This window comes from Arthrobacter koreensis (assembly GCF_035792275.1).
GTDB lineage: Bacteria > Actinomycetota > Actinomycetes > Actinomycetales > Micrococcaceae > Arthrobacter_B > Arthrobacter_B koreensis_A.
In genome coordinates this window covers 36999-60108 of the sequence record NZ_JAMWKK010000010.1, presented here as the reverse complement: position 1 = coordinate 60108, position 23110 = coordinate 36999, and the positions used below count along the sequence as shown (strand labels likewise).

General features: G+C 66.5%; 25 protein-coding genes. 20 read left to right on the top strand and 5 right to left on the bottom strand.

Annotation, left to right across the window (positions count from 1 at the left end):
* Positions 1–45 precede the first annotated feature (45 nt).
* Entirely contained in the window at positions 46–1026 is a 981-nt protein-coding gene (locus NGB94_RS11105) for a DMT family transporter (RefSeq protein ID WP_325790703.1), read from the top strand.
* Position 1027: 1 nt separating this feature from the next.
* A complete protein-coding gene (locus NGB94_RS11100; protein ID WP_325790702.1) occupies positions 1028–1528 on the top strand; it encodes a hypothetical protein in 501 nt (166 codons plus the stop codon).
* A 4-nt stretch (positions 1529–1532) separates the two neighbouring features.
* Here the strand turns inward: NGB94_RS11100 and NGB94_RS11095 are convergent, their stop codons facing one another.
* Positions 1533–1931 carry an ACT domain-containing protein gene (locus NGB94_RS11095; protein WP_325790700.1) on the bottom strand — a complete coding sequence of 133 codons (399 nt, stop codon included), beginning with the start codon at positions 1929–1931 and terminating at the stop codon, positions 1533–1535.
* 246 nt (positions 1932–2177) lie between these two features.
* On the opposite strand from NGB94_RS11095, the gene NGB94_RS11090 reads away from it, so the two are divergent.
* From NGB94_RS11090 to NGB94_RS11080, 3 genes are all read left to right on the top strand, one after another.
* Positions 2178–2687, top strand: a complete 510-nt coding sequence (locus NGB94_RS11090; RefSeq protein WP_325790699.1) for a universal stress protein — start codon at positions 2178–2180, stop codon at positions 2685–2687.
* 72 nt (positions 2688–2759) lie between these two features.
* The gene (locus NGB94_RS11085; protein WP_325790698.1) at positions 2760–2972 is read left to right on the top strand and encodes a hypothetical protein; all 213 of its coding nucleotides are present in this window, start codon (positions 2760–2762) and stop codon (positions 2970–2972) included.
* A gap of 159 nt (positions 2973–3131) precedes the next feature.
* The gene (locus NGB94_RS11080; RefSeq protein WP_325790697.1) at positions 3132–4487 is read left to right on the top strand and encodes an APC family permease; all 1356 of its coding nucleotides are present in this window, start codon (positions 3132–3134) and stop codon (positions 4485–4487) included.
* 35 nt (positions 4488–4522) lie between these two features.
* On the opposite strand, the gene poxB is transcribed toward NGB94_RS11080, so the two are convergent.
* Together poxB and NGB94_RS11070 are read right to left on the bottom strand one after the other, a co-directional pair.
* Positions 4523–6241 carry a ubiquinone-dependent pyruvate dehydrogenase gene (poxB, locus tag NGB94_RS11075; RefSeq protein ID WP_325790696.1) on the bottom strand — a complete coding sequence of 573 codons (1719 nt, stop codon included), beginning with the start codon at positions 6239–6241 and terminating at the stop codon, positions 4523–4525.
* Between the two features lie 110 nt (positions 6242–6351).
* Positions 6352–7002, bottom strand: a complete 651-nt coding sequence (locus tag NGB94_RS11070; RefSeq protein WP_325790695.1) for a hypothetical protein — start codon at positions 7000–7002, stop codon at positions 6352–6354.
* A 119-nt stretch (positions 7003–7121) separates the two neighbouring features.
* On the opposite strand from NGB94_RS11070, the gene NGB94_RS11065 reads away from it, so the two are divergent.
* Genes NGB94_RS11065 through NGB94_RS11055 form a run of 3 tightly spaced genes read left to right on the top strand, consistent with a single transcriptional unit; the run spans position 7122 to position 9160 of the window.
* Positions 7122–7829, top strand: a complete 708-nt coding sequence (locus NGB94_RS11065; protein WP_325790694.1) for a histidine phosphatase family protein — start codon at positions 7122–7124, stop codon at positions 7827–7829.
* A 9-nt stretch (positions 7830–7838) separates the two neighbouring features.
* Positions 7839–8393 carry a DUF3090 family protein gene (locus NGB94_RS11060; RefSeq protein ID WP_325790693.1) on the top strand — a complete coding sequence of 185 codons (555 nt, stop codon included), beginning with the start codon at positions 7839–7841 and terminating at the stop codon, positions 8391–8393.
* Entirely contained in the window at positions 8393–9160 is a 768-nt protein-coding gene (locus NGB94_RS11055; RefSeq protein WP_325790692.1) for an SCO1664 family protein, read from the top strand. The genes NGB94_RS11060 and NGB94_RS11055 overlap by 1 nt, the downstream gene beginning before the upstream one ends.
* Positions 9161–9170: 10 nt before the next feature.
* Here the strand turns inward: NGB94_RS11055 and NGB94_RS11050 are convergent, their stop codons facing one another.
* Complete coding sequence (locus NGB94_RS11050) at positions 9171–9629, bottom strand: GyrI-like domain-containing protein (RefSeq protein WP_325790691.1); 459 nt, start codon at positions 9627–9629, stop codon at positions 9171–9173.
* Positions 9630–9702: 73 nt separating this feature from the next.
* On the opposite strand from NGB94_RS11050, the gene NGB94_RS11045 reads away from it, so the two are divergent.
* Positions 9703–10017, top strand: a complete 315-nt coding sequence (locus tag NGB94_RS11045) for a hypothetical protein (RefSeq protein WP_325790690.1) — start codon at positions 9703–9705, stop codon at positions 10015–10017.
* 99 nt (positions 10018–10116) lie between these two features.
* On the opposite strand, the gene NGB94_RS11040 is transcribed toward NGB94_RS11045, so the two are convergent.
* Entirely contained in the window at positions 10117–11652 is a 1536-nt protein-coding gene (locus NGB94_RS11040; protein WP_325790689.1) for a helix-turn-helix domain-containing protein, read from the bottom strand.
* 165 nt (positions 11653–11817) lie between these two features.
* Between NGB94_RS11040 and NGB94_RS11035 the strand changes: the two genes are divergently transcribed.
* The 11 genes from NGB94_RS11035 (at position 11818) to NGB94_RS10985 (ending at position 23102) form a co-directional block, all read left to right on the top strand.
* Positions 11818–12861 (top strand): amidohydrolase family protein, encoded by a 1044-nt coding sequence (locus NGB94_RS11035; protein ID WP_325790688.1) that lies wholly within the window; start codon positions 11818–11820, stop codon positions 12859–12861.
* Positions 12861–13673 carry an iron-sulfur cluster assembly protein gene (locus NGB94_RS11030; protein WP_325790687.1) on the top strand — a complete coding sequence of 271 codons (813 nt, stop codon included), beginning with the start codon at positions 12861–12863 and terminating at the stop codon, positions 13671–13673. The genes NGB94_RS11035 and NGB94_RS11030 overlap by 1 nt, the downstream gene beginning before the upstream one ends.
* Complete coding sequence (locus NGB94_RS11025; RefSeq protein WP_325790686.1) at positions 13670–14704, top strand: NAD(P)-dependent alcohol dehydrogenase; 1035 nt, start codon at positions 13670–13672, stop codon at positions 14702–14704. Before NGB94_RS11030 ends, NGB94_RS11025 begins: the two co-directional genes overlap by 4 nt.
* A 35-nt stretch (positions 14705–14739) precedes the next feature.
* Positions 14740–15528, top strand: coding sequence for an acetoin reductase (locus NGB94_RS11020; protein WP_325790684.1), 789 nt, complete (start codon positions 14740–14742; stop codon positions 15526–15528).
* A gap of 177 nt (positions 15529–15705) precedes the next feature.
* Entirely contained in the window at positions 15706–16644 is a 939-nt protein-coding gene (locus NGB94_RS11015; RefSeq protein WP_152275115.1) for a transporter substrate-binding domain-containing protein, read from the top strand.
* Entirely contained in the window at positions 16641–17597 is a 957-nt protein-coding gene (locus NGB94_RS11010) for an amino acid ABC transporter permease (RefSeq protein ID WP_325790683.1), read from the top strand. The genes NGB94_RS11015 and NGB94_RS11010 overlap by 4 nt, the downstream gene beginning before the upstream one ends.
* Complete coding sequence (locus NGB94_RS11005; protein WP_325790682.1) at positions 17597–18424, top strand: amino acid ABC transporter ATP-binding protein; 828 nt, start codon at positions 17597–17599, stop codon at positions 18422–18424. Before NGB94_RS11010 ends, NGB94_RS11005 begins: the two co-directional genes overlap by 1 nt.
* Positions 18421–19566 carry a CapA family protein gene (locus NGB94_RS11000; protein ID WP_325790681.1) on the top strand — a complete coding sequence of 382 codons (1146 nt, stop codon included), beginning with the start codon at positions 18421–18423 and terminating at the stop codon, positions 19564–19566. Before NGB94_RS11005 ends, NGB94_RS11000 begins: the two co-directional genes overlap by 4 nt.
* Positions 19556–20797, top strand: a complete 1242-nt coding sequence (locus NGB94_RS10995; RefSeq protein ID WP_325787385.1) for a CoA transferase — start codon at positions 19556–19558, stop codon at positions 20795–20797. Before NGB94_RS11000 ends, NGB94_RS10995 begins: the two co-directional genes overlap by 11 nt.
* Positions 20794–21867, top strand: coding sequence for a 2-hydroxyacyl-CoA dehydratase family protein (locus NGB94_RS10990; protein ID WP_325790680.1), 1074 nt, complete (start codon positions 20794–20796; stop codon positions 21865–21867). The genes NGB94_RS10995 and NGB94_RS10990 overlap by 4 nt, the downstream gene beginning before the upstream one ends.
* Complete coding sequence (locus NGB94_RS10985) at positions 21864–23102, top strand: 2-hydroxyacyl-CoA dehydratase family protein (RefSeq protein ID WP_325790679.1); 1239 nt, start codon at positions 21864–21866, stop codon at positions 23100–23102. The genes NGB94_RS10990 and NGB94_RS10985 overlap by 4 nt, the downstream gene beginning before the upstream one ends.
* Positions 23103–23110 lie beyond the last annotated feature (8 nt).

The window sequence follows — 23110 nt, the reverse complement described above, 5'->3', positions numbered from 1 at the left end:
ATTTGGCCTCTGGTCTTACGAATACATCATCATCAGACTCATGGAGTGCCCTCCCCGATACTGACTCCAGCCCCGCCCGAGCCCCGCGAACGACGCCGCCGGGTTGCCGCGCTTCTCACCGCACGCAGAGTGGACCTGCTGCTTCTCCTCGTCGCAATGGTCTGGGGCAGCAGCTATCTCGCGGCGAAAACACTCACCGGAACGGTCGGCGTGACCGTCATCCTGTCCTTGCGGTTCCTCGTCACCGCCCTGGCACTGGCAGTGATCTGGCTGATTTGGCACCGGCGCCGGACGACCCGCCGTGAGGCCGCGACCGGCGTCGTTCTGGGCTTTACCCAGGCAGCGGTGCTGATTCTGGAAACCCACGGCATCGCGGGCACGAGTGCTACGAACGCCGGGCTGATCATCAGCCTGGTCGTGGTGTTCACTCCCGTGACCGAGAGCATTGCCTTCCGGGTGAAGCTCCCGCGTACGGTTTTCGTTGCCGGCGTGATCGCCGTCGTGGGTGTCTGCCTGCTCGTTTCAGCAGATGGCTTTGCGGCACCCGGGCCGGGGGACCTGCTCGTGCTTGCGGCCGCGGCGGTGCGTGCCATTCATGTCACAGCCGTCTCCGCGCTCACGAGGGGACGCGGGTTCAGTGCACTCAATCTGACGCTGGTCCAAAGCATGGTCTGCGCCCTGCTCTACACCGCCGCCGATTTCCGGGGTGCGCTCCGCGCGGTGCAGGGCTTCGGCCCGGGTGAATGGCTGGGTGTGCTCTATCTGGGCCTGGTGTGCAGTGTCTTCGCGTTCCTCGTCCAGACCTGGGCCATCCAGCAGACGTCGGGGTCCCGGGCGAGTCTGCTGATGGGGACCGAACCCATCTGGGCTGTCCTTATCGGAATCACCATCGGGCAGGAACCGCTTGCCCTGCTGGGCTTCGCCGGGGCGGCTCTCATCATTGGCGGCACGTACCTCGGGGCGAGGGCTGAATCCCGGCACCGGCTGGCCCTCGCACCGCCCCGGACCGCGGCCGTAGACTCCTGAGATGACCACTCCGGACGGGCAGCCCCGACTAAGAATCCGCCTGTTTCCGGACTACGCCGGAACCGTGCTCTGGCTGGATGAGCCCATCTCATATGAGCTGTCCGGGCTGAGCCCGGAACTCGTCCATTCGCTGCAGGCATGGGAAGAGTCCTACTACAGGTCACTCACCCCGGACTTCGAATGGGTGTCCGACGGCGCTGCCCGGGACTTCACCGCTGAAGGCAACCGACTGGCGCAGCGCCTGGCTGACGAACTCGGCGACGGGTACGAAGTTTCTTTCAAGTCCTATGAGGACGGCGTTCCCCGCCGCATCTTCCGCTCGTCCGGCGCGGCGCCCAATACTGGGGCGGTAGCCGCGTTCAACAAGTTGAGCACCGTGCGGCCGTTTGAAGCGGGGCGGTCAAATTCAGTGCTGCGTCCGACGGGGAACGACGCCGGATGGTCTGCCTGGGCTCCGTTGTCGGACGCATCTTTCCCGCCACCGCCGGTCGACGGTAAGTGAGCGGTCAGCGAAGGGTGTGCCCCGCCGCTACCAGCAATTCGCAGGCCTGGCTATATTTCGGGGACGGGACCATCAGGACGTCTCCATCGAAGGTTGAGGTGACAAACACCGGGCAGCCGGCGGCGGAGAGCGGCGCGACCAGCGACGCCACCACCCCCGTTAGCCCGAAAGGCATCGGTCCCGAAGCATAGAGAGCCTTCCACGGTCCGTCGACGTCCATGCCTTCCGGAGCAAGTGGGGCAGGACAGACGATCGAGAGCTCCTGCGGAGTGCGGGTCACGGACACGAAACCACCCGTATCCGCCAGTGACAGCAGGTCAGCGGGCACACGCGATGACGCGGCAAGCCGGGCAATGATGTAGTCGCCGGGAAGGCTGTGGAGTACCACGGAGGGATTGGGCATAGCCGGTCCTGATTCGCTCTGTGCGGAAGGCCGCCGGTTGAGGCGGCCGCGCGGATCGCACGCCTTCATCTTGCCAGGGCAGACCATTTGCCGGCGCCGGCAGGGCCGCTCCTCCCAGTTCACGCCCGATGACCAATGGGCCTGTCCCGGAGTTGAAACCTGGGATGAGCGGTGCACAAAGTATCCAGACTGTGTCACCTTGGCATTGTCTGTCCGCACATCCCTTCCCCCGAAGGAGCGACCAACATGCCAAACTCCAATCCACAGCTCGTCGTCGGCGTTGTCAGCGGTACGGCCGCCGCAGTGGTTGAGGCCGCCGCGGGACTCGCTGAGCACATTGGCGCTGAACTGGTCTGCGCCAATGTGGACGCCTCCAGCGAAAAGGTTGAGGAAAAGCCGGACGGGACAGTAGTCTCCAGGCCCATCGACCCGGACGTGCCATTCGAGGAGAACGAGGAGTTCGACCCCGGTCTGCGCGCAGAGATCGCTGCAGTCCTGGACTCGTTGCAGGTGCACTGGTCGGTGCGAGCCCTGGCCGGAGGCCCGGCACAGGAACTGGCCGGGCTGGCCGAGCGGCTGGACGCAGCGCTGATCGTTGTCGGCACCCGGGAATCAGGGTTTCGCGGTTCAGTCGAGGAGTTCCTCAACGGTTCGGTGGACATTCGGCTTGCGCACCGCCAGCACCGTCCGGTGGTCATGATCCCGCTGCACCCGGTCCTTGATGACGCCGACCTCCCCTGGAAGAGAGCCCAGTAAGGACACGATGGTGCTCTGACGACTAGGGTTATGATCGTAAGGTTACTTATGGTTAAACCTAGAGGAGGCATTGTGGCTGACACGAATGCGAATGATCCCCAGAGCGAACCCTCGAATCCGATCGAGAACGCAGCTGACAACCTCATGCAGAATCTCGGCGAACAGGTCCCGGACGGCAGCGGCAGCCAGGACAAATCAGATCCCCGCACCAAGGTCCACTCGAACCTCGCGGAGGGGCTGAACGCCGACGACGAGAATTTCAAGGCGGAGCACAAGGACCGGTAGCCCCGGTTTACCGCGGTTTGAACGTCAGGATCCCGCGCAGGTCAGCAGCCGAATGAGGATCACGACGGCGAATGCCCTGATCACCGCATTGCTCCATTGGCCGAGGTTCGTTCGGGAAGTTCTCTTGCGCTGAAGCGGCAGAGGACTTCCAATGGCCCAATGACAAAAGATGCGGACAAAGCCGCCGCAAAACCGCAGACCGGGCTGAAGCGGGCAATCGGCACGCCGCTGCTCTACGCGTTCATTGTGGGAGACACCCTCGGTGCCGGCATCTATACCCTGGTGGGCACCATGGCCTCCGACGTCGGCGGCGCTATCTGGCTGCCTCTGCTGATTGCGCTGGTCGTCGCGATGCTCACTGCCGCGACCTATGCGGAACTGATTACCAAATATCCGCACGCCGGCGGAGCCGCGCGCTACGTCGACCGGGCCTTCGGCATCCCCTACCTGTCCTTTATCATCGGCTTCCTGATGATGGCCTCCGGCATCACCACCGCCGCCGCCCTGGCGAACGCATTCGCCGGTGACTACCTGACCGCGATCATCGACGTGCCCGCAGCTCCGGCCGCGGTCGCGTTCATCATCCTGCTGACCCTGATCAACCTGCGCGGCGTCCGTGAGTCCCTTACCGCGAACCTGGTTGCATCCGTCATCGAGGTCAGCGGTCTGGTCATCGTCATTTTCGTCGCCGGCGTCGTCCTCACCTCCGGCAACGGCGAGCCGTCCCGGCTCCTTGAATTCGCTCCGGACGTGCCGCCGCTCGAGGGAGCCTTTGCCGCATCCATCGTCGCGTTCTTCTCGTTCCTTGGCTTCGAGGCTGCGGCGAACATGGCTGAGGAAGTGCGGAAGCCGTCCAAGTCCTACCCTCGTGCACTGTTCGGAGCCATAGGCACCGCCGGCTTCGTCTATCTGCTGATTGCCCTCGGGGCAGTGATCGTGCTGCCTCCGGCGGAGCTGGCCGAGTCCAGCGGACCGCTGCTCGACGTCGTTGCGGCCAGCGGCGTCGGCGTCCCGCCCTGGCTGTTCAGCCTCATCGCTCTGGTCGCGATTTCCAACGGAGCGCTGCTGTTTATGGTGATGGCCAGCCGGGTCGGCTACGGACTGGCAGAGGCCGAGCTGCTCCCCCGGGCCTTTAGCCGTGTGCTGCCGGCCCGCCGCACACCCTGGGTTTCAATTGTGGTCATTGCCGGCCTGACCATCATTCTGGCCCTGACCGGAAGTGTCGCCTCATTGGCCGAAACCACCGTACTGCTCCTGCTGCTGGTGTTCCTTTCCGCCAACGTCAGCGTTCTTGTCCTCAAAAAAGACAAAGTCGGCCACGATCATTTCTCCGCTCCGCGCTTTGTACCCGTCCTGGCGATCATCGCAAGCGTCGCCCTCCTCACCCAGCAAACCGGGCCGATCTGGCTCGGCACCGCGGCGTACATTGCGGTCGGGTCCCTGCTGTTCCTCGCGGCGCGGGCACGGCGGAAGCACGAGGAACGGCGCCCGGCCCCGGGTGCGGCCCAGGACTGAGCCGCCGCACCCGCTTCTGGACAGTGCAGCCGGGCTTAGAGCAGCTGGCGGGCGTTCGCCCGGGCCAGGTCGATGAGCTCGCGGCCGTTGCCCGCCAGGACGGTGCGCAGCGCGTAGAGCGTGAATCCCGTGGCCTGCTTCGCCTCGATCTTCGGCGGCATGGAGAGCTCCTGCCGTTCCACGGCGACGGAGACGAGAGCGGGCCCGTCGTAGGCAAACGCTCGGCGCAGCGCGTCTTCGAGGTCTTCGGGGCGGGTGACGCTCTCGCCGTGCATGCCAATGGCCTGTGCGACGGCGCCGAAGTCCGGGTTCTCAAGCCCGGTGCCGAAGTTGACGATGCCCGCGGCCTTCATCTCCACCTCAACGAAGCTGAGCGCGGCGTTCTCGAAGACCACAATCTTGATCGGCAGCTTGTGCTGCACGGCTGTCAGCAGCTCGCCGAGCATCATCGCAAGCCCGCCGTCGCCGGCAAGGACAACAATCTGCCGGTTCCGGTCCACCGCCTGCGCGCCCAGGCCCAGCGGGGTCGCCGCCGCCATGGTGCCGTGCCAGAAAGAGCCGATCAGCCGGCGCCGGGGGCCGATGTGCAGGTGCCTGGACGCCCAGATAACCGGAGTGCCGACGTCGGGCAGGAAGACCGCGTCGTCGTCCGCGAGTTCATCAATCAGATGCGTGAGGTGCTGCGGATGGATGGCGCCAGGTCCCTGTTTCTCCAGGTCGTCGAGCTGCTTTCGGGTGCGCTGGTAGTGGTCCAGCGATTTCTCGAGGTGGGACCGGTTCTGCTTCCGCTCGAGCAGCGGCAGCAGCGCCTCGGCCGTCTCCCGCACGCCGCCAACCATGCCCTGGGTGAGCGGCACCCGGCGGCCGAGCTGTTCGCCCCGGATGTCCACCTGAAGGATCTTCGCCTTCTCCGGATAGAACTGCTGGTACGGGAAGTCGGTGCCGAGCATCAGCAGCGCATCGCAGTCCTCCATGGCGCGGTAGCCGGAGGCGAACCCGAGCAGCCCGGTCATGCCGACGTCGAACGGGTTGTCCCACTCGATGTATTCCTTGCCGCGCAGGGCGTGAACGATCGGCGCGCCCAGCGCATCGGCTAGGGCGAGGACCTCCTCGCGGGCACCTTCCACTCCGCCGCCGGCGAGGATCGTCACGTTGCCGCAGGAGTTCAGAGTGTCCGCCGCTTCCTGCAGCTCCGCCGCAGAAGGCACGGTCACCGGGTCGGTGCGGCGGACCGTAAAGACCCGCTCGTCCGCGGCGTCGTCCAGTGCCGTGTCTCCGGTCATGATGAGGACGGCGACGCCCCGCTTTTCGATGGCCGTCCGCATGGCGATCTCCAGCAGCCTGGGCATCTGCTCGGGGCTCATCACCATTTCGCAGAAGACCGTGCAGTCCCGGAACAGCTCCGTGGGGCGGGTCTCCTGGAAGTACTGGCTGCCGATCTCCTCGGTCGGGATGTGCGCGGCGATCGCGAGCACGGGCACCCGGCTGCGGTGCGCGTCGTAAAGCCCGTTGATGAGGTGCATGTTTCCGGGGCCGCAGCTGCCGGCGCAGACCGCGAGTTCGCCCGTCAGCGCTGCTTCCCCGGCAGCGGCGAAGGCGGCTTCCTCCTCGTGCCGGGCCAGCATCCACTCGATGCCCTTCTCCCGGCGGATGGCCTCGGTCACCGCGTTCAGGGAATCCCCGGGGACGCCCCAGATTCGCCGGATTCCATTGGCTGCAAGATTGCGGACGACGGTCTCGGCGATGGTGGCCATGGTGCTCCTCTGTTAGGCGGGCTAAGTTCGGCGTTTAGGCGGCGCAGTCTAGGGGCCGAAAGCTGGGCAGTGCCACCGTGCGGCTCGCGCTGCGGGGATCCACTGGCCCCCTATCCGCCCGCCGGTTTAAGGAGAATAGTGTCCCGGCCGCATGTGAGTTCCAGGCCGGCTGCCCCGGAACCGAGCGTGCAGTTCCCCTCAGTGACCGCCTCCATGTCTGTCAGCACCTGCCCCTCGAAGCGTTGGTACAGCGGCCCGGCATAAGGCGTCCAGATTTCGACGCCGTAGGACTGCACCCGGACCAGCGCACGATGGCCTTCTCCGTCCGAAAAAGAGGAATAGCTCCAGGTCCCTGCAATGAAGAACAGGAAGAGGGAAAAGAGCGCCCAGACTCCGAGCAGGCCCAGATACGTCATTGCCAGCAAGCCTTTCAGGCACCACCGCAGCCACCGCAGCCGGATTCTGCGCAGCAGCGGCGGAAACAGACACGGAACCGCCGCTGCCAGACAAATGCCGCCGAGGACGTAAAGCAAGCAGCTCCACTGGCTTTCGTCCATCACCAGGTAGAAGAGGAGGGGCTGCCCGCTTCCGCCATGGAGGGAGATCCCTTTCAGGAGGGCGTGGCCGCCAAACAACAGCAGCCCCGCAGCTCCAAGGGCGATGCCCCAGGCCAGCGTCACACGATCCCAAGCCGCCGGGTGATCCAGCACCGTGCCCTCAGCCGGCACAGCATTTGAATCTTCCGGTTCCGCTGCACTCATGTGCCCCCCCCTACGCGTTGTCAGACTGCAGGATACGGGCAGCAGCGCATGATCGCGTTTATGCCGCTCGCGCCGCCGCCGTCGGGCAAGCCGGCCGCACGGGGAACTAGGCTTGGTGGATGGCAACAGTAATCCTCGTGCGGCACGGCCGCACCACAGCGAATGCCTCCGGGCTGCTGGCTGGCCGGACCCCGGGTGTGAGCCTGGACCAGGTGGGCCAGGACCAGGCCGCCGCAGCCGGGAACCGGCTCGCCCCCGTGCCACTGGTGGGCGTGGTGTCCAGTCCGCTCGAGCGCTGCCGGCAGACCGCGCAGTTCATCCTCGACCGGCAGCACGGCACGCCGCATGCCCCGGTCGACGACGATCTCACCGAATGCGATTACGGCCAGTGGCAGGGCCAAACCCTCGCTGACCTCGCCAAAGAGGACCTGTGGAAGGTGGTGCAGTCACAGCCGTCGGCCGTGACGTTCCCGGGCGGGGAGTCCATGGCCACGATGCAGGCCCGCTCGGTCGCTGCGATCCGCCGCCACGATGCGGCGTTCGAGGCCGAGCACGGGCCGGGCGCCGTCTGGGCAGCGGTGAGCCACGGGGACATCATCAAATCCGTCCTCGCCGACGCGCTCGGCATGCACCTGGACATGTTCCAGCGCATCGACGTCGGGCCGGCGTCGCTCTCGATCGTGCGCTACGGCCCGGGCCGCCCCACCGTCCACGCCACCAATACCGATTCCGGGGACCTCTCGTGGCTCGCTGCCGTTCACGCGCCGGAGGATGCTCCGGTGGGCGGTGGCGCAGGACACGCAGCGCCGCCGGCTCAAGGAGCCTAAAGTAGTCCTATGCCTACTACCGTTCATGATTTCGACTGGCCGGACCGCGTCGTCGTCGGCACCGTCGGCGTCCCCGGGCAGCGCACCTTCTACCTGCAGGCGCGGACAGGCAAGCAGCTCATCAGCATTGCGATGGAAAAACTGCAGGCGGACCAGCTCGCCGAGAAGATCGATGAGATCCTCGACCAGCTCATGACCATCGACGGCAACCCCTTCCACGTTCCGGCGAACACCCCGCTGGAGCTCGTCGACAATGACGACCTGGATGAGGTGGAGGAACAGTTCCGCGCCGGTGTGATGAGCCTGGGCTGGGACCCGACGAGGGCGCAGGTGGTCATCGAGGCGTACCCCATCGAAGAAGTTGATGAGGACGACGACGGCCTCGTCGAGGACGAAGACGACGCCGATGCCGCCGAGGTGCTGCGGGTGCGCATGCCGGTGGGCACCGCCCGGGCATTCGCCAAGCGGACCCGCGAGGTGGTGGGTGCAGGCCGGCCAATCTGCGTCATCTGCGGCCAGCCGATCGACGCCGACGGACACACCTGCGCCCTGCCCGAGAACTAATGCCGGAGCCGGACCTGCTCACTGGTGAGCTGACGCTCACCGGGCGGATCACGACGGCGTCGAACGCCACCTTCCTGGGCAGCATCGGCGATGCGGCGGTGGTCTACAAACCCATTGCCGGTGAAAAACCGCTGTGGGATTTCCCCGACGGCTGCCTGGCGCACCGCGAGGTGGCCGCCTATCTGGTCTCCGAGACCCTGGGCTGGAACATCGTGCCGCACACCTGGCTGCGGAACGGTCCGCTCGGCGAGGGCATGGTCCAGCTCTGGCAGGAAACTGATGCGGAGCAGGACCCCGTCGACCTGATTCCCGTGGATGACGTGCCGGCCACGGGCTGGAAGGAAGTCCTCCAGGGCGAGGACGAAAACGGCCGGATCATCTCCCTCATCCATGAGGACACTGAGGCGTTGCGGCGGATGGCGGTGTTCGACGTCGTCGTCAACAATGCCGACCGCAAGGGCAACCACGTCCTGGCCATGCCGAACCGGCACCGGTACGGCGTGGACCACGGCCTCACCTTCCACGCCGAGCACAAGCTGCGGACCGTGCTCTGGGGCTGGATCGGCGAGAAGCTCGCCGATGAAGAACTCGCCGGTATCGACCGGGTGCTTGCCGGGTTGGAGGGTGAGCTGGGAGAGCAGCTGGCTGAGCAGCTGACAGCTGAGGAGATTGAGGCGCTGGCCGCTCGCTGTGCGCGGCTGCGCACGACGGCGGTGTTCCCCGGCCCGAGCGGCGGGATGCCTGCTGTCCCCTGGCCGTTGTTCTAGGGGCTTCCTGCTAGTCGACCGGCCAGCAGATCTGGGTCCGTGCATCCTCTGAGTTCTGCTCGGTTTCGGGATCGGCAAGGTAGTTCTCCCACATCACCGCACTCGGTGTGAGCTTGTGCTCGGCAAAGTAGGTCTCAATGTCCGCATAGGTATTGGCCAGCGTGTCGAACGTCCCGACGTGCGTCGCCTGCACAATCCTGCCGGCCGGCAGCTGCCCGGGCACGACGTTCCCGGCAGGCTCAATGCTCCCGGCGACGGGAAATCCAGCTTCCACATCCACCGTGGCTCTGGGCATCCCGTAGTACTTGCCGAAGGGCGGCCCCGCCGGTCGCACGCCCTGTTTCTGCAGGGCAGCCATGACGTCCGAGAACGTGCTCGAAAAGAAGTCGGCCAGTTCGGCCATCGGCACATGGGCCCGAATAAACGCCGTTGCCTGCTCGGGATGTTCCGTAATCTGGATCTCCGTCATGCTTTCAACGCTAACGGCCGAGCAGTGCGCCGGATAGGGCCGGACTGCTGCGGGGTGGGTTAGGCTCCGTCGCATGAAGCTCCAGAGCGCCGCCGGCCGTCCGTCACGCCGGTCCGTCAGCAGGTTCATCAGGGCAGCACTGGTGGGCTGCATTGCCCTTCTGGCAGCGGGGATCATTGCGGCGGCCGCCGCGGGGATGAAGCCTGCACCCGTCGCAGCGCTGACGGGTAGCTTGGCCTGCCTGGGCTGGGTCCTGGTCATTGTGTTTCAGGGCGTGGGCAAATGGGCGGCTGACTCCGAATATTCGCTGCCTAGCAAAAGCGTCGCCCTGCTGCTGGCGTTCACGGTTGCCGCATTAGGTCTGGGGTTCTGGTCCGTTTCACTCTAACCACAGCTTGGTCCTGCTCTGCTGTGCCGCCGTCATCACGTAACAGCGGCAGCGCTGGTCTTCCAGTAAGCCCCTAACCGACCAATCCTGCCGGTCATGTCAGCGGCTGTCCGGTACTGACCGGCTCCGCGGATCAATTCCCAGCTTCGCCAGGCGACGGTAGACCGTGGCACGGCTGATGCCCAGTTCAGCAGCGGCATCCGCGACGGAACTGCCCGGCCTGGCGAGAACCCTGCAGATCTCGTCACGTTCAAGAACTTCCATCCTTGTCAGTTTCCGTGTAGACGCTCCCCGCAATTCCGGCGGCAGGTGCCGGACGTCGATAGTTTCGGTCAGGAGTGCGGCGGCATGAACTACCCGAATGAGTTCATCAACGTTGCCCGGCCAAGCGTGTTCAGTGAGTGCGCGCTCAGCTGCCGGGGTGAAATCAAGGTCCCGCAGCCTGGTCTGGCGGGCCGCGAACCGTGCCAGCGGCATCACGTCGGCCGTCCGGTCCCGGAGGGCCGGAACCGGAACCACATGAGCGGCAAGGTGGGTCAGATCCGGCGGAATATTCTCGAGGTCCACGGCAGTGAACGCCCAAAGCAGTGAGGGTGCTGCCCCCAAAGCAAACGAGTGCTCCTGCTTCCGGACCCGCAGGATGTTCCGAACCTGTCCGGCGAGCTCACGTGCAGCCCACGCAGGAAGGAAATCGGCATTCTCCAGAATGATGGCTGTGTCTGGTTTGGAGAGCTCCGGTGTCCAGAGCGCCAGCCAGTCTTCAACCAGATCGGGGGCAGGCACGGAAGCGCAGAGAATGCGGCTGGTGGGGCGTGCCTGGCGAATCGCCTGGCCAAGCAGCGTGGCCCTTCCGCTTCCGGGCTCCCCGACGGCGGAGACAACCTTCCCAGCGGACAGTGCTGCCGTGGCTTCTTCAAACGCCCTCAGCCAGGGGCCGGACATAGCCCTCATCGTCCCCGAGGCGGGCTCCAGTCGAGGACGCTGCACACGGAACACTCCGCCCTGGGGCTTCGGCTGCGGTTCCCCGCGGCGGGACCGGCTGGACATCAGGGTGGATGTATTCGCTGCGGCAGACTGCGCCAGGGCCACCAGCAAGCCAGGTGACGCATTGGACCACGTGGTGATGTTGACGCTTCCCTCCAGTTTCCCGGTGACGGGATCCAGCACCGGAGCCGCCGCGCAGGTGTAGGTACGCAAGCTGGCACTGTAGTGCTCCTCTGCCCGAACCAGCGTGGGAACACGGTCGGCCAGGGCCAGCCCGAGCCCGTTCGTTCCAGCTTCCCGTTCGGAGAACGCGAAACCGGGGGCCAGGTACACACGGTCCAGTGCCCGCAGGAGGGAAGAGTCGCCGCTGAACCGGTTGAGGACCAGCCCGTCCGCGTCCGTCAGCATCATGCTGAGGGGCTCATTAACCAGGGACTGGTGCAAGCCGGCCAGCACTTCCTGACCGCACTGGTAGAACAGCGAGTCGTCCGGTATTTCGCCGGTCCACGCCGGATCCACGCTTTCCGCGGAGACGCCGTATTCCTGGCTGCGCTGCCAGGATGCCAGCAGCCGCCGGGCACCGGAGGAGGCCTCGCTGCTGCCGCTTCCGCCCGGAGACCGAAGAACGGTGTTGTTATGGTCCGGCTTCATTGCCGCCCTCCTTGCAGATCGTCCCCCGAGACTAACGTGCGCGGATGCTCCGCGGCAGGGAACGGCGTCTCAAATTGAGACTCGCGTCACATCACGGAGCCAACGAAAACCCGTACGGTCAACCGCATCGTGACTATGGCAGTCATGAGGAGACGGAGATCTGACATGTATTCAAAAGACGGCGAGAACTATTTCATCGTTGACGCTCACATCGCCCTCTGGGACGCGCGGCCGGAGAACCAGCTGAACATCCACGGGAAGCAGTTCATTGACTGCTTCTACGACTATCACCGCAACCTCTCCCCCGCTGAAGAGCTGTGGCCGTATGAGGACTACCTCTACCAGGGCAGCGAGCGCCTGATGAAGGACCTCTTCCAGGACGGCTACGTGGACCACGCGATCTTCCAGCCCGCCTATCTGGGTGAGTTCTACAAGAACGGATTCGGCCAGACGGAGGAAGCCTACGGCCTGGCCGCGGCCAATCCGGAGCGCCTTACCTACAACCACTGCTTCGACCCGCGCAACGGCGAAGCCGGACTGGACCAGCTGCGCGCCGACCATGAGCGGATGGGTTTCAAGGGCGTGAAGCTCTACACGGCCGAGTGGCACGGGGATTCCCGCGGCTACAAGCTGAGCGATCCATGGACCTACAGGTACTTCGAGGAGTGCCAAAAGCTGGGGGTAAAGAATATCCACGTCCACAAGGGCCCCACCATCCGCCCGCTGGACCGGGACGCCTTCGACGTCTCCGATGTGGACCACGCCGCAACGGACTTCACGGACCTGAACTTTGTCGTCGAGCATGTGGGGCTGCCCCGGCTGGAGGACTTCTGCTGGATCGCCACGCAGGAACCGAATGTCCACGGCGGCCTCGCCGTCGCCATGCCGTTTATGCACACCCGGCCGCGGTACTTCGCGCAGATCCTCGGTGAACTCATCTACTGGATCGGTGAGGACCGCATCCAGTTCTCCAGCGACTACGCGATCTGGACTCCGCGCTGGCTGATCGAGGCGTTCGTCGACTTCCAGATTCCAGAGGACATGACCGAGTACGCCCCGCTGACCACCGAACAGAAAAAGAAGATCCTGGGCCTCAACGCGGCGAAGATGTATGACATTCCGGTTCCTGAGGAACTGCGTCTTCCGGACGCACCGGAGACCGCAACGGGGCCCCGGCAGCCAGAACGCGCGGATCTGGGGGCCGTCTAATGACGCAGGTGCAAACCAGGCCCGCGCCACATGCCGGCGCTCTGGGGAGGGACGAGATCCGCCGGGCACTCGGTGCCGTTCAGGACCCGGAGCTGGACGAACCGATCACGGACCTGGGCTTCGTCCGCTCCATCGAGGTGGCCCCCGGGGCCCGCGGTGCGGCTGTCAGCGTACACCTGCGCCTGCCGACGTCGTTCTGCTCACCGAATTTCGCGTACCTGATGGCGTCGGACAGCAAAGATGCCATAGCCGCCCTGCCCGGGGTTGGCACGGTGACCGTGGAACTCGACGACCACCACGATTCGGACCTCATCAACGCCGGCCTGGCCGCCGACGCCGGCTACCGGGGCACCTTCGGGCATGAAGCGGAGGAGAGCCTGGACGAGCTGCGCTGGACCTTCCGCCGCAAAGCCCACACAGCGGCAATGGAGCGCTGCCTCACCGAACTGCTCCGGGCGGACCGGAATCTGGCGGAGGCCGACGTCGGGCAGGTCCTGCTCGCTGACCTGCCCGCCGGGCGCGCCAAGGACGCACTGGTGCGCCGGCGCGAAGCCCTCGGCCTGCCACTGGATCCCGCGGCTCTGGTGCTGGTTGACGATCAGGGGAATTCCTACCCTGCGGAGACCGTGCCCTTGGCGTTGCGCCGTGCCCGGTCCACCCGCATCTCCATCGACGGCAACGCCCATTTCTGCCGCGGCCTGCTGCGCACCCGCTACGAAGGCTCCGGCGCGGACCAGACCGACCGGCCCGAAGGCGCCGAACCGGGCGAGAACCACACCCTGCTTCCCATCACTGTTAAGGAGAATGCGTGAACACCATGCGAGCTGTCCAGGTTGTCGGCTACGGCCAGGGCCTCAAAATGGCCGAAGTCCCCCGGCCGGAAGTCACCGGTCCGTTCGACGTCCTGGTCCGGATCGGCGGAGCGGGCGTGTGCCGCACCGATCTGCACATCCTTGAGGGCCAGTGGGCGGAGAAATCCCAGGTACAGCTGCCTTACACGATCGGCCATGAGAACGCCGGCTGGGTGGAAGCAGTCGGCAGCGCCGTGACCAATGTGAGCGAGGGGGACAAGGTGATCCTGCACCCCCTGGCGACCTGCGGCCTCTGCCGCGCCTGCCGGTCCGGAGACGACGTGCACTGCGAGAACAACAAGTTCCCGGGAATCGACACCAACGGCGGCTACGCCGATTACCTGCTGACCACCGCCCGTTCAGTGGTGAAGATCGATGACTCGCTGGAACCGGCCGACGTCGCTGCTCTCGCCGACGCCGGCCTCACCGCCTACCACGCCGCCGCGAAGGCAGCCCGGCTGCTCACCCCGCGGGACACCTGCGTGGCCATCGGCGCCGGCGGTCTCGGACACATCGGCATCCAGGTGCTCAAGGCGCTCACGCCCGCGCGGATCGTCGTCGTCGACCGCAACCCGGCCGCCCTGGACCTGGCTAAGAGCATCGGTGCCGATGAAACCGTCACCGCGGACGGCACACAGGTACAGCAGGTTTTGGACCTCACCGGCGGCAACGGGGCCGAAGTGGTGATCGACTTCGTCGGCGAAGGCGGGGCGACGTCCGAGGGCATCGCAATGACCCGGCAGGGCGGCGACTACCTGGTGGTGGGCTACGGCGAGAACGTAAATGTCCCCACCATCGACCTGGTGTCCGCCGAGATCAACATCATCGGCAACTTGGTGGGCAGCTACAACGACCTGCAGGATCTCATGGCACTCACCGCCCGCGGCGCCGTCACGCTGCACACACAGAAGTACCCGCTGGATAACTTCCAGCAGGCCATCAGCGACCTCGAGGCCGGGAAAGTCCGCGGCCGCGCCATCCTCATCCCCTGACCAGCCCTGTAAATCGCACCCATAAAGGAGACACCATGTCAGAAAACGGAGCCCGTGTTGCCCTGATCACCGGAGCAGGCCGTGGAATCGGGCGTGCCATCGCCGAACGGCTGGCCGATGACGGCCTGGACATCATCGTCGCTGACGTGCCCGGCGCCCGGGAGAACATCGACGACGTCGTCGCTGCCGTCGAGTCCCGCGGCCGCCGCGCCGTCGGCGTCAGCGGGGACGTGTCGAATCCCGACGACGTGACCCGGATGGTCGCCGAGGGCACGAACGCCCTGGGGAACCTGAGCGTCCTCATCGCCAACGCCGGAATCGCACAGGTGGACGAAATCTTGGATGTGAAGCCCGAAGCCCTGGACCGCATGCTGGATGTGAACATCAAGGGCGTCTACTACTCCTACCAGGCGGCCGCCCGGCAGTTCATCTCCCAGGGCACCGGTGGGAAGATCATCGGGGCAGCGTCCATCGTGGCGTTCCGGCCCTTCCCGGTGCTCGCGTCCTACTCGGCCACCAAGTGGGCGGTGCGCGGCCTAACCCAGGCAGCTGCCATGGAGTTCGCCAAGTACAACATCACGGTCAATGCCTACGCCCCCGGTGTGGTGGGCACCGCCATGTGGGACCTCATCGATGAGCGCCTCACGGAGCGGGACGGCACACCCCGCGGCAGTGCCCTTCAGGCACAGGTGGACAACATCCTGGCCGGTCGGGTGTCTGAGCCGGAGGACGTGGCCAAGCTGGTCTCCTTCCTCGCCGGCCCGGATTCGGACCACATGACCGGCCAGACGGTCCTGATCGACGGCGGGATCAACTTCTCCTGACAGGCGAGACCTCCGTCTGGCCACACTGCGGCGCGCACCCAACGGTGCGCGCCGCAGTCGCCTGAGGGGGTGCCAGTGTGCCGTCACGGAACTAATTACTTCGTGATTAATATCAAGCAGCATGATATTCTCCTCGAAAGTTTGATCCGTGATGCAGCTCACACTCAGGAGATCGCCATGAAGCTCAACCGTTTCAGCACCGTCGCCGTTGCCGGCGCTGTCCTTCTCGCCCTGACGTCCTGTTCGGCGTCGGACAGCGAGGCGGAACCCGCGGGCGGCCAGGGAAGCCAGGCCGCGTCCGGCGGGGTCAACACCGAAGCGCCGGTGTATGACCAGCTGCCGGAGGCCATCAAGTCCGCCGGCGTCATCAACATCGCCGGTGACACCCACCCGCCGTACCGCACGCTCGAGCAGAACGGTGACATCACCGGCATTGACCCGGACATCCAGGCAGCCCTGTCCGAGCAGCTGGGCGTCCCGTTCGCCATCCAGACCGCCTCCGGCCTGGATGCCATGCTCACCGGCATGCTCTCCGGCCGCTACGACGCGTTCAACGGACCGGTCCGCACCACGGCTGAACGGGAAGCCGACTTCGATGCCGTCGTCTGGATGACCACCCGCACTTCCTACCTTTACCTCGCGGAGCGGAAGGATGATCTCGGTGCCCCCGAGGATCTCTGCGGCGCCCGCGTAGCCGGCGTCACCGGATCAGTCACCGAGTCCCAGCTGGAGCGTTACACCGAATGGTGCGCTGAAAAGGGCCTTGAGGCGCCGGAGTTCGTCGGCCTCAAGGACACCAACTCCACTATCCTCGCCGTGCAGTCGGACCGCGCGGACTATGCCGGCACCACGCAGACCGCGGCACTCGACATCCAGGCGCAGGACGAAGGCACCTTCGAGTTCCTGGTGCAGAGCGACGAACAGGGCGCCGGCGTGGACCAGCTGGCCATGTTCCTGCCGAAGAGCAACGAACTCGCTCCCGCCATGCTGGCCGCCTTCGAGGGCATCTTCGAGAACGGCGAATATGACCGGATCATGTCCGAGTGGAAGCTGGATGACGTCACGGTGGAGAGCCCCACACTGAACCCCATGACAGCTGGTGAATCAGGCAAATGAGCATAACGGACACCCCCATGTCCTCCGGACCCGCAGTACGCGCCAACGCCGTGGACGTGGCCCAGGCCCGTCCCCGGATTAGGCCGCTGCGGATTCTGGGCACCGCCTTCCTGCTGCTGATAGCCGGCGGCATCCTCTACTTCCTCATCTCCAACAAGCGCTTCGAATGGCCCGTCGTCGCCGAGTACCTCTTCGCACCCAGCGTGCTCCTCGGCCTGATGACCAGCGTCCTGCTCATGGTGGTCACCATGGTGCTCGGCACCATCCTGGGAACCGTGCTCGCCGCCGGCCAGCTCAGCGACTACTGGCCCGTGCGCGTGGCATGTATGGCCTTTGTGGGCTTCTTCCGGGGCGTCCCGCCGCTGGTCCAGCTGATCTTCTGGTTCAACCTGGCGTACCTCGTCCCCCGCATCGCCGTCGGCGTGCCGTTCGGCCCGGAGTTCTTCAGCTGGTCCACCAATGACCTCATCACCCCGCTGACCGCCGCCATCATCGGCCTCTCACTGCATGAGGCCGCCTACATGGCGGAGATCATCCGCGCCGGCATCCTGTCCGTGGACCAGGGACAGCACGACGCCGCGTCCGCCATGGGATTCAGCCGCTGGCACTCCTTCACCCGGATTGTGATGCCGCAGGCCATGCGCGTGATCATTCCGCCGACCGGCTCCCAGATCATCGCCACCCTGAAGGGCACATCGCTGGTGAGCGTGATTGCCATGGGAGACCTGCTGCACGCCGTCCAGGTCATCTACAACCGCACCTATGACGTGGTGCCCATGCTGATCGTGGCGGTGATCTGGTACCTCGTGGCCGTCACCATCCTGACCTTCTTCCAGCGCCGCGTCGAAGAATACTACGGGCGCGGTGCCACCCGCTCCGCGCCCAAGGCAACCACCAGTTCCAAGCCCGACGTCGGCACCACCGCCGCGGTCCGGACCCAGGAGAACCAATAATGAACACCGCACAGATCCCGGCCGGGGCCGCGGGCACCGCCACGGCAACCCGCCCCGTCCTGGAGGTAGTGGGCCTGCGCAAGCGCTTCGGGGACCACAAGGCCCTGGACGGCATCGACCTCACCGTTGAGGAGGGCGAGGTTGTCGCCATCCTCGGCCCCTCAGGGTCCGGCAAGTCGACCCTGGTCCGGTGCCTGGACCAGCTTGAAACCATTGACGGCGGCGCCATGTACCTGGACGGGGAGCTGCTTGGCTTCGAGCAGGGAAAGGTGCTGCGCCCGCTGACGGATGCCGGTGTCCGCGCCCAGCGCCGCCGCATGAGCATGGTGTTCCAGCAGTTCAACCTCTTTCCGCACTGGACCGTGCTGCGTAATGTCACCGAGGCGCCAGTCGCCGTGCACGGCGTAGCCCCGGCGCAGGCCAAGGCGAAAGCCCTGGACCTGCTGGAAAAGGTCGGGCTCTCGGACAAGGCGTCCGCGTACCCGCGGCAGCTTTCCGGCGGACAGCAGCAGCGCGTCGCGATCGCCCGTGCCGTCGCCGTCGAACCCCGTGTGCTGCTCTTCGACGAACCCACCAGCGCCCTGGACCCGGAACTGATCGACGAGGTGCTGCAGACCATGCAGGCCCTCGCCGCCTCGGGACGCACCATGGTGGTGGTGACCCATGAGATGGAGTTCGCCCGCGAAGTCGCGGACCGCTGCGTGTTCATGGCTGACGGCAAGGTCATCGAGGACCAGCCGTCCGAGGCGTTCTTCCGCAACCCGCAGACGAACCGGCTGCGTTCCTTCCTCGCCCGCTCGATGCGCCGGAATGACGAGCAGCAGTGACAGCTACAACCCTGATGGCCACCGGGGACCTGGTCCTGGAGCGCGACGACGCCACGTCCCTCTTCAGCGCCGCGGCCCCCGTGCTGGCCGAAGCGGACCTTGTCATCGGCCACCTCGAAGTCCCGCACACCACGTCCACTGCCACGGCCTCCTCGGACGTGCCCGCACTGCCGGCCCCGCCGTCGGCCCTCGACGCCGTCGCCGCAGCCGGGTTCGGCGTCCTCACCCTGGCCGGGAACCACGTGTACGACTTCGGCGCGAAAGGAATCGAGGACACCCGGCGGCACTGCCGCGAGCGCGGCCTGACCACCACCGGCGCCGGACGCAACCTCGCAGAGGCCTGGGAACCGGCGGTTGTTGAACACGGCGGCCGGCAGGTCATCGTGCTCAGCGTCAACTGCGTGGGACCCAAGGAGTCCTGGGCCGGCAGCTCGAAGGCTGGCTGCGCCTGGGTGGAGGTCGTCACGCACTACGAGCCGCAGGGCGCCAATCCCGGCGGCCCGCCGCGGACCTACACATTCGCCGAACCGCGGTCCCTGGCCGCTTTCACCGAACAGGTGGCGGGCCATGCCCGCCGGGGTGCCGCCGTCGTCGTCGCCCTGCATCAGGGGCTGGTGCACCAGCCGGTGGAGATCGCGCAGTACCAGTACCAGATTGCCCATGCGGCCATCGACGCCGGAGCTGTGGCGGTGCTCGCCCACCACGCCCACATCCTCAAGGGTGTGGAGGCCTACCGCGGCCGCCCGATCTTCCACGGACTCGGCAACTTCGCCACCGTGACGCGGGCACTGGGCGGCGCACCGGATGATTCGCCCGAGCGCCGGGCCTGGGCCCGCGCAAGGACCCGGCTGTTCGGCTTCCAGCCGGATCCGGCCATGCCCGAGTACCCGTTCCATCCGGAGAGCCGGAACACCCTCATCGCCGTTCTCACCCTCGGCCCGGACGGCAGCGTTGCGGCGGAGGTTCTTCCCTGCTGGATCGACGACGACGCCCGGCCGGTCCCGCTGACCCGCGCCAACGGCGGGGAACAGGTGGGCGACTACTTACAGCGCATTACCCGGGAAGCCGGCCTGGACGCTGTCCTGGACTGGGCAGGAGACCGGCTGACCGTTCACTTGAAGGAGACACCTCATGAGCATTGAGACCAAGCCCCTGGCGGGCAAGACAGTCATCGACCTGACGACGGCGCTGGCAGGCCCTTATGCGACCCTGCTGCTGGCGGGGCTCGGTGCCCGGGTCATCAAGGTGGAGAACCCCACCCGCGGCGGGGACTCCTCGCGCAACAACTCCCCCTATGTCACGTCCCAGGGACTCAACGTCCGGCGCACGTCGGAGGATGACATGTCCGTCTCCATGATGCTCCGCGGCCGCGGCAAGGAATCCGTGACGTTGAACCTGAAGCACCCTGAGAGCAAGCAGGTCCTGTTCGACCTCATTGCCGAAGCGGACATCGTCGTGGAGAACTACAGCGCCGGCGTCACCAAACGCCTCGGCATCGACTACGCGAGTGTGAAACACCTCAACGACAAACTCGTCTACACCTCCATCAGCGGTTTCGGCGCCGGCACGGAGAACGGGGACCGGAAGGCGATGGACACCATCGTCCAGGCGCTCAGCGGCGTCATGATGACCGCCGGTGAACCCGGCCAGCCGCCGGTGCGCTTCGGCCTGCCGATTGGCGACCTGTCCGCTCCGCTCTTCGCGGTCATCGGCACCTTGAGTGCCCTGCTACAGGCCGAGCACACCGGCCACGGGCAGCACGTGGACGTGTCGATGCTCGGGGCACTGACCTCGATGGTGGCCTGCGAACCCTTTGACGCCCTTGAATCCGTGGGCTTCCCGCTGCGCACCGGCGCCTACGTTCCCCGCCTCGCCCCGTTCGGCACGTTCCGCGCGGCCGACGGGTACTTCGCAATCTGCGCCCCCACGGACCAGTTCGCGGCGGGCGTCCTCCGCGCCATCGAGCGTCCCGATCTGCTGGACTCCGAGGACTTCGGTTCCCGCGACGCCCGCGTGTTCAATGCCGACCGCCTGCACGGGCTGATCGCCGGATGGGCCGCCGAGAAACCCCTGGACGAGGTACTGGAGGCACTTACATCCAACGGCGCTCCCGCGGCACCGGTCCGCACCACGGCCGAAGCGGTGCGGGATCCGCTGGTGCTGTCCCGCGGCGAAGTGGTGCCGCTGTCCCACCCCAAGTTCGGTCACTTTGACGGCCTCTTCGGCTCGGGGCTGCCCATGGTCCTTTCCGGCAGCCGCACCACGCTGGACGCGCCGGCCCCGTACCTGGGCGAGCACACGGACGTGGTCCTGAAGGCCCTGGGCTATGACTCCGACCGCATCGAGAACCTGCGCACCGCGGGTGTGTTGTGACAGCAGAGCCTGTGACGGTACCGGTGCCCCGGATCGGGATCATCGGGGCGGATGCGCCCCGGCAGATTCTCCTGGCCGCGGGCGCGACGCCGGTGCGGCTGTTCGGCGCCTGGTCCGGGGACGTCTCGCGGGAAGCGGCTGAGCTCCTGGGCGCGGCCGACGCCGTTGCCGCCCGGGTGCTCGACGGCGTTCTGTCCGGTATGCATGACGGCCTCGCCGGGCTGGTGGTCTGCAACGACTCCGCCGCGAACCTGCGGGTGTACTACGTGCTGCGGCTGTTGGCCGAACGCGGGCGCATCCCGTACCCGGTCCAGTTGCTGGATGCGCCCCGCGGCGGCGGCCCGCACAGGAACCTCTTTGTTGCGCGGCAGTATGAGCGGCTGGCCGGGTTCGTCTCCGGATGTACCGGGCAAGTGCTCGACGCCGAGACGTTGGCTGCCGCCGCCGCCCGGGAGAACTCGCTGGGTGAGGCCCTCGAGCGGGTGCGGGAACGTCGGGTCTCGGGCGCCCTTTCCGGAAGCTCCGCCCTGCGGTGTTACGCGGCCGCGACGCAGCTGCCACCCGAGGAGGCGCTGGCTGCCATCGACGTGATTCAGCAGAATGCTGCCCCGGGAACTCTCCTGCCGGTGTTTATGACCGGCAGTTCACACCCGGACACCACTGTCTATGAGGCGCTCGAGCAGTCCGGCATCGTGGTGGCAGGAGAAGACCACGACGCCGGGGACGCCGCCTGGATCGGACAGACCGTGGACGCCGCGTCGCCCGGCGAGGCCTTTATCGCGCTGGCCGAGCTGCATGCGCAGCGTCCGCCGTCGGCGTCGCGGTCCCTGACCTCCGAACGGACCGAGCACCTGCTCGCCGAAGTCCGCCGGACGGGCGCCGCGGGAGTGGTGGCCCTGGTCCGGGACCTCGACGACGGCCCCGTCTGGGACCTGCCCAGCCAGCGCGAGGCGCTGACTGCCGGCGGAACCTGGCTTGCCGGCGTCGTCCGCGTACCCGCCGACGGAGCCGCGGCTGCCGCCGCCGAACTTATTGCCAGCGTCCAGCTGTCCGGGGAGATTGCCTCATGACCGACACCAGACTCCGCTCAGCCGTGGCGGCTACCCGCTACCAGAAGGAATGGTTCCAGTCGGTGCGCCGGCGGGCCGCGGCAGGCGAACCCGTCGCGCTGTTGAACGCCGATGCCCCGCACGAAGTCTTCCGCGCCCTGGACATCCCCTACGTGGTGACGCAGTGGTGGTCCTCCATCATCGCGGCCAAGCGCGCGGGGCCCGCCTCGATGGAGCGGCTGGCGGCCCGCGGGGTGCCGGACTTCAGCCAGCAGTACGATGCGATGCCGCTGGGCGAGCAGCTGCTCGACGCCGATGACCGCCCCTGGGGCGGCTTGCCGGCGCCGCGGTTCGCTGTGGCCGAGCGCAGCGGCGACGTCACCGCCAAGATTTTCGAGCAGTGGGGCCGGCTCCCCGGCACGGAAACGTTTCTCCTCTCCCGCACGGGCGCTGACCCGCTGCCGGACCGGTGGTGGGAGCTGGTGCCGCACGACTGGGAGAAGGCCTTCGGCTCGGACCGGCTGGATCTGCTGCAGGGTGAAATCGAGGAACTGATTGGCTGGCTGGAGGAGCGAACCGGCCGCACACTGGACCGGGACCGGCTGGCGGAGATCATGGACCTGGGCAACCAGCAGGCCGAATGGAACCGCAAGACCCGGGACCTCATTGCCGCCGCGCCGTTCGCCCCCGTCCTGGTGAATGACACGATGCCCGCCGTCATGGCACCGCAGTGGCAGCGCGGCACCACCTGGGCGGTCGACGCCGCTCGGTCCTTGTATGAGGAAACCGCGGAACGGGTGGCCGACGGCGTTGCCGTATGTCCCGGGGAGAAGCGGCGGCTGATGTGGGTGGGCCGCGGACTGTGGTCCGATCTGGGCCTCTATACCCGGTTCCAGGAGGAGTTCGGAGCGGTGTTCGTGTGGTCGATGTACCTGGCGATCGCCGCTGACGGGTACCTGCGCTACGGCGATGACCCGGTCCGTGCGCTGGCTGCCCGCTTCGTCGGGATCACGGACCAGCTCTACGTGCCGCCGTGGTCTGCCCAGTGGTACGTGAAAGAGGCGCTGAGCCATCGGGTGGACGGGGTGGTGCACTTGGTAGCGGACGATACCCCCGGGAGCGGTTTCATTACCGATGCCCTGGAGGCCGAGGGGATTCCGGTGCTGGAAATCCGGGCCAACAATGCCGACCAGCGCTCCAGCGACGCCGCCCGCATCCCCGAGCGGATGGCCGAATTTATCCGCGACCGTGTCTGATTCCAGCT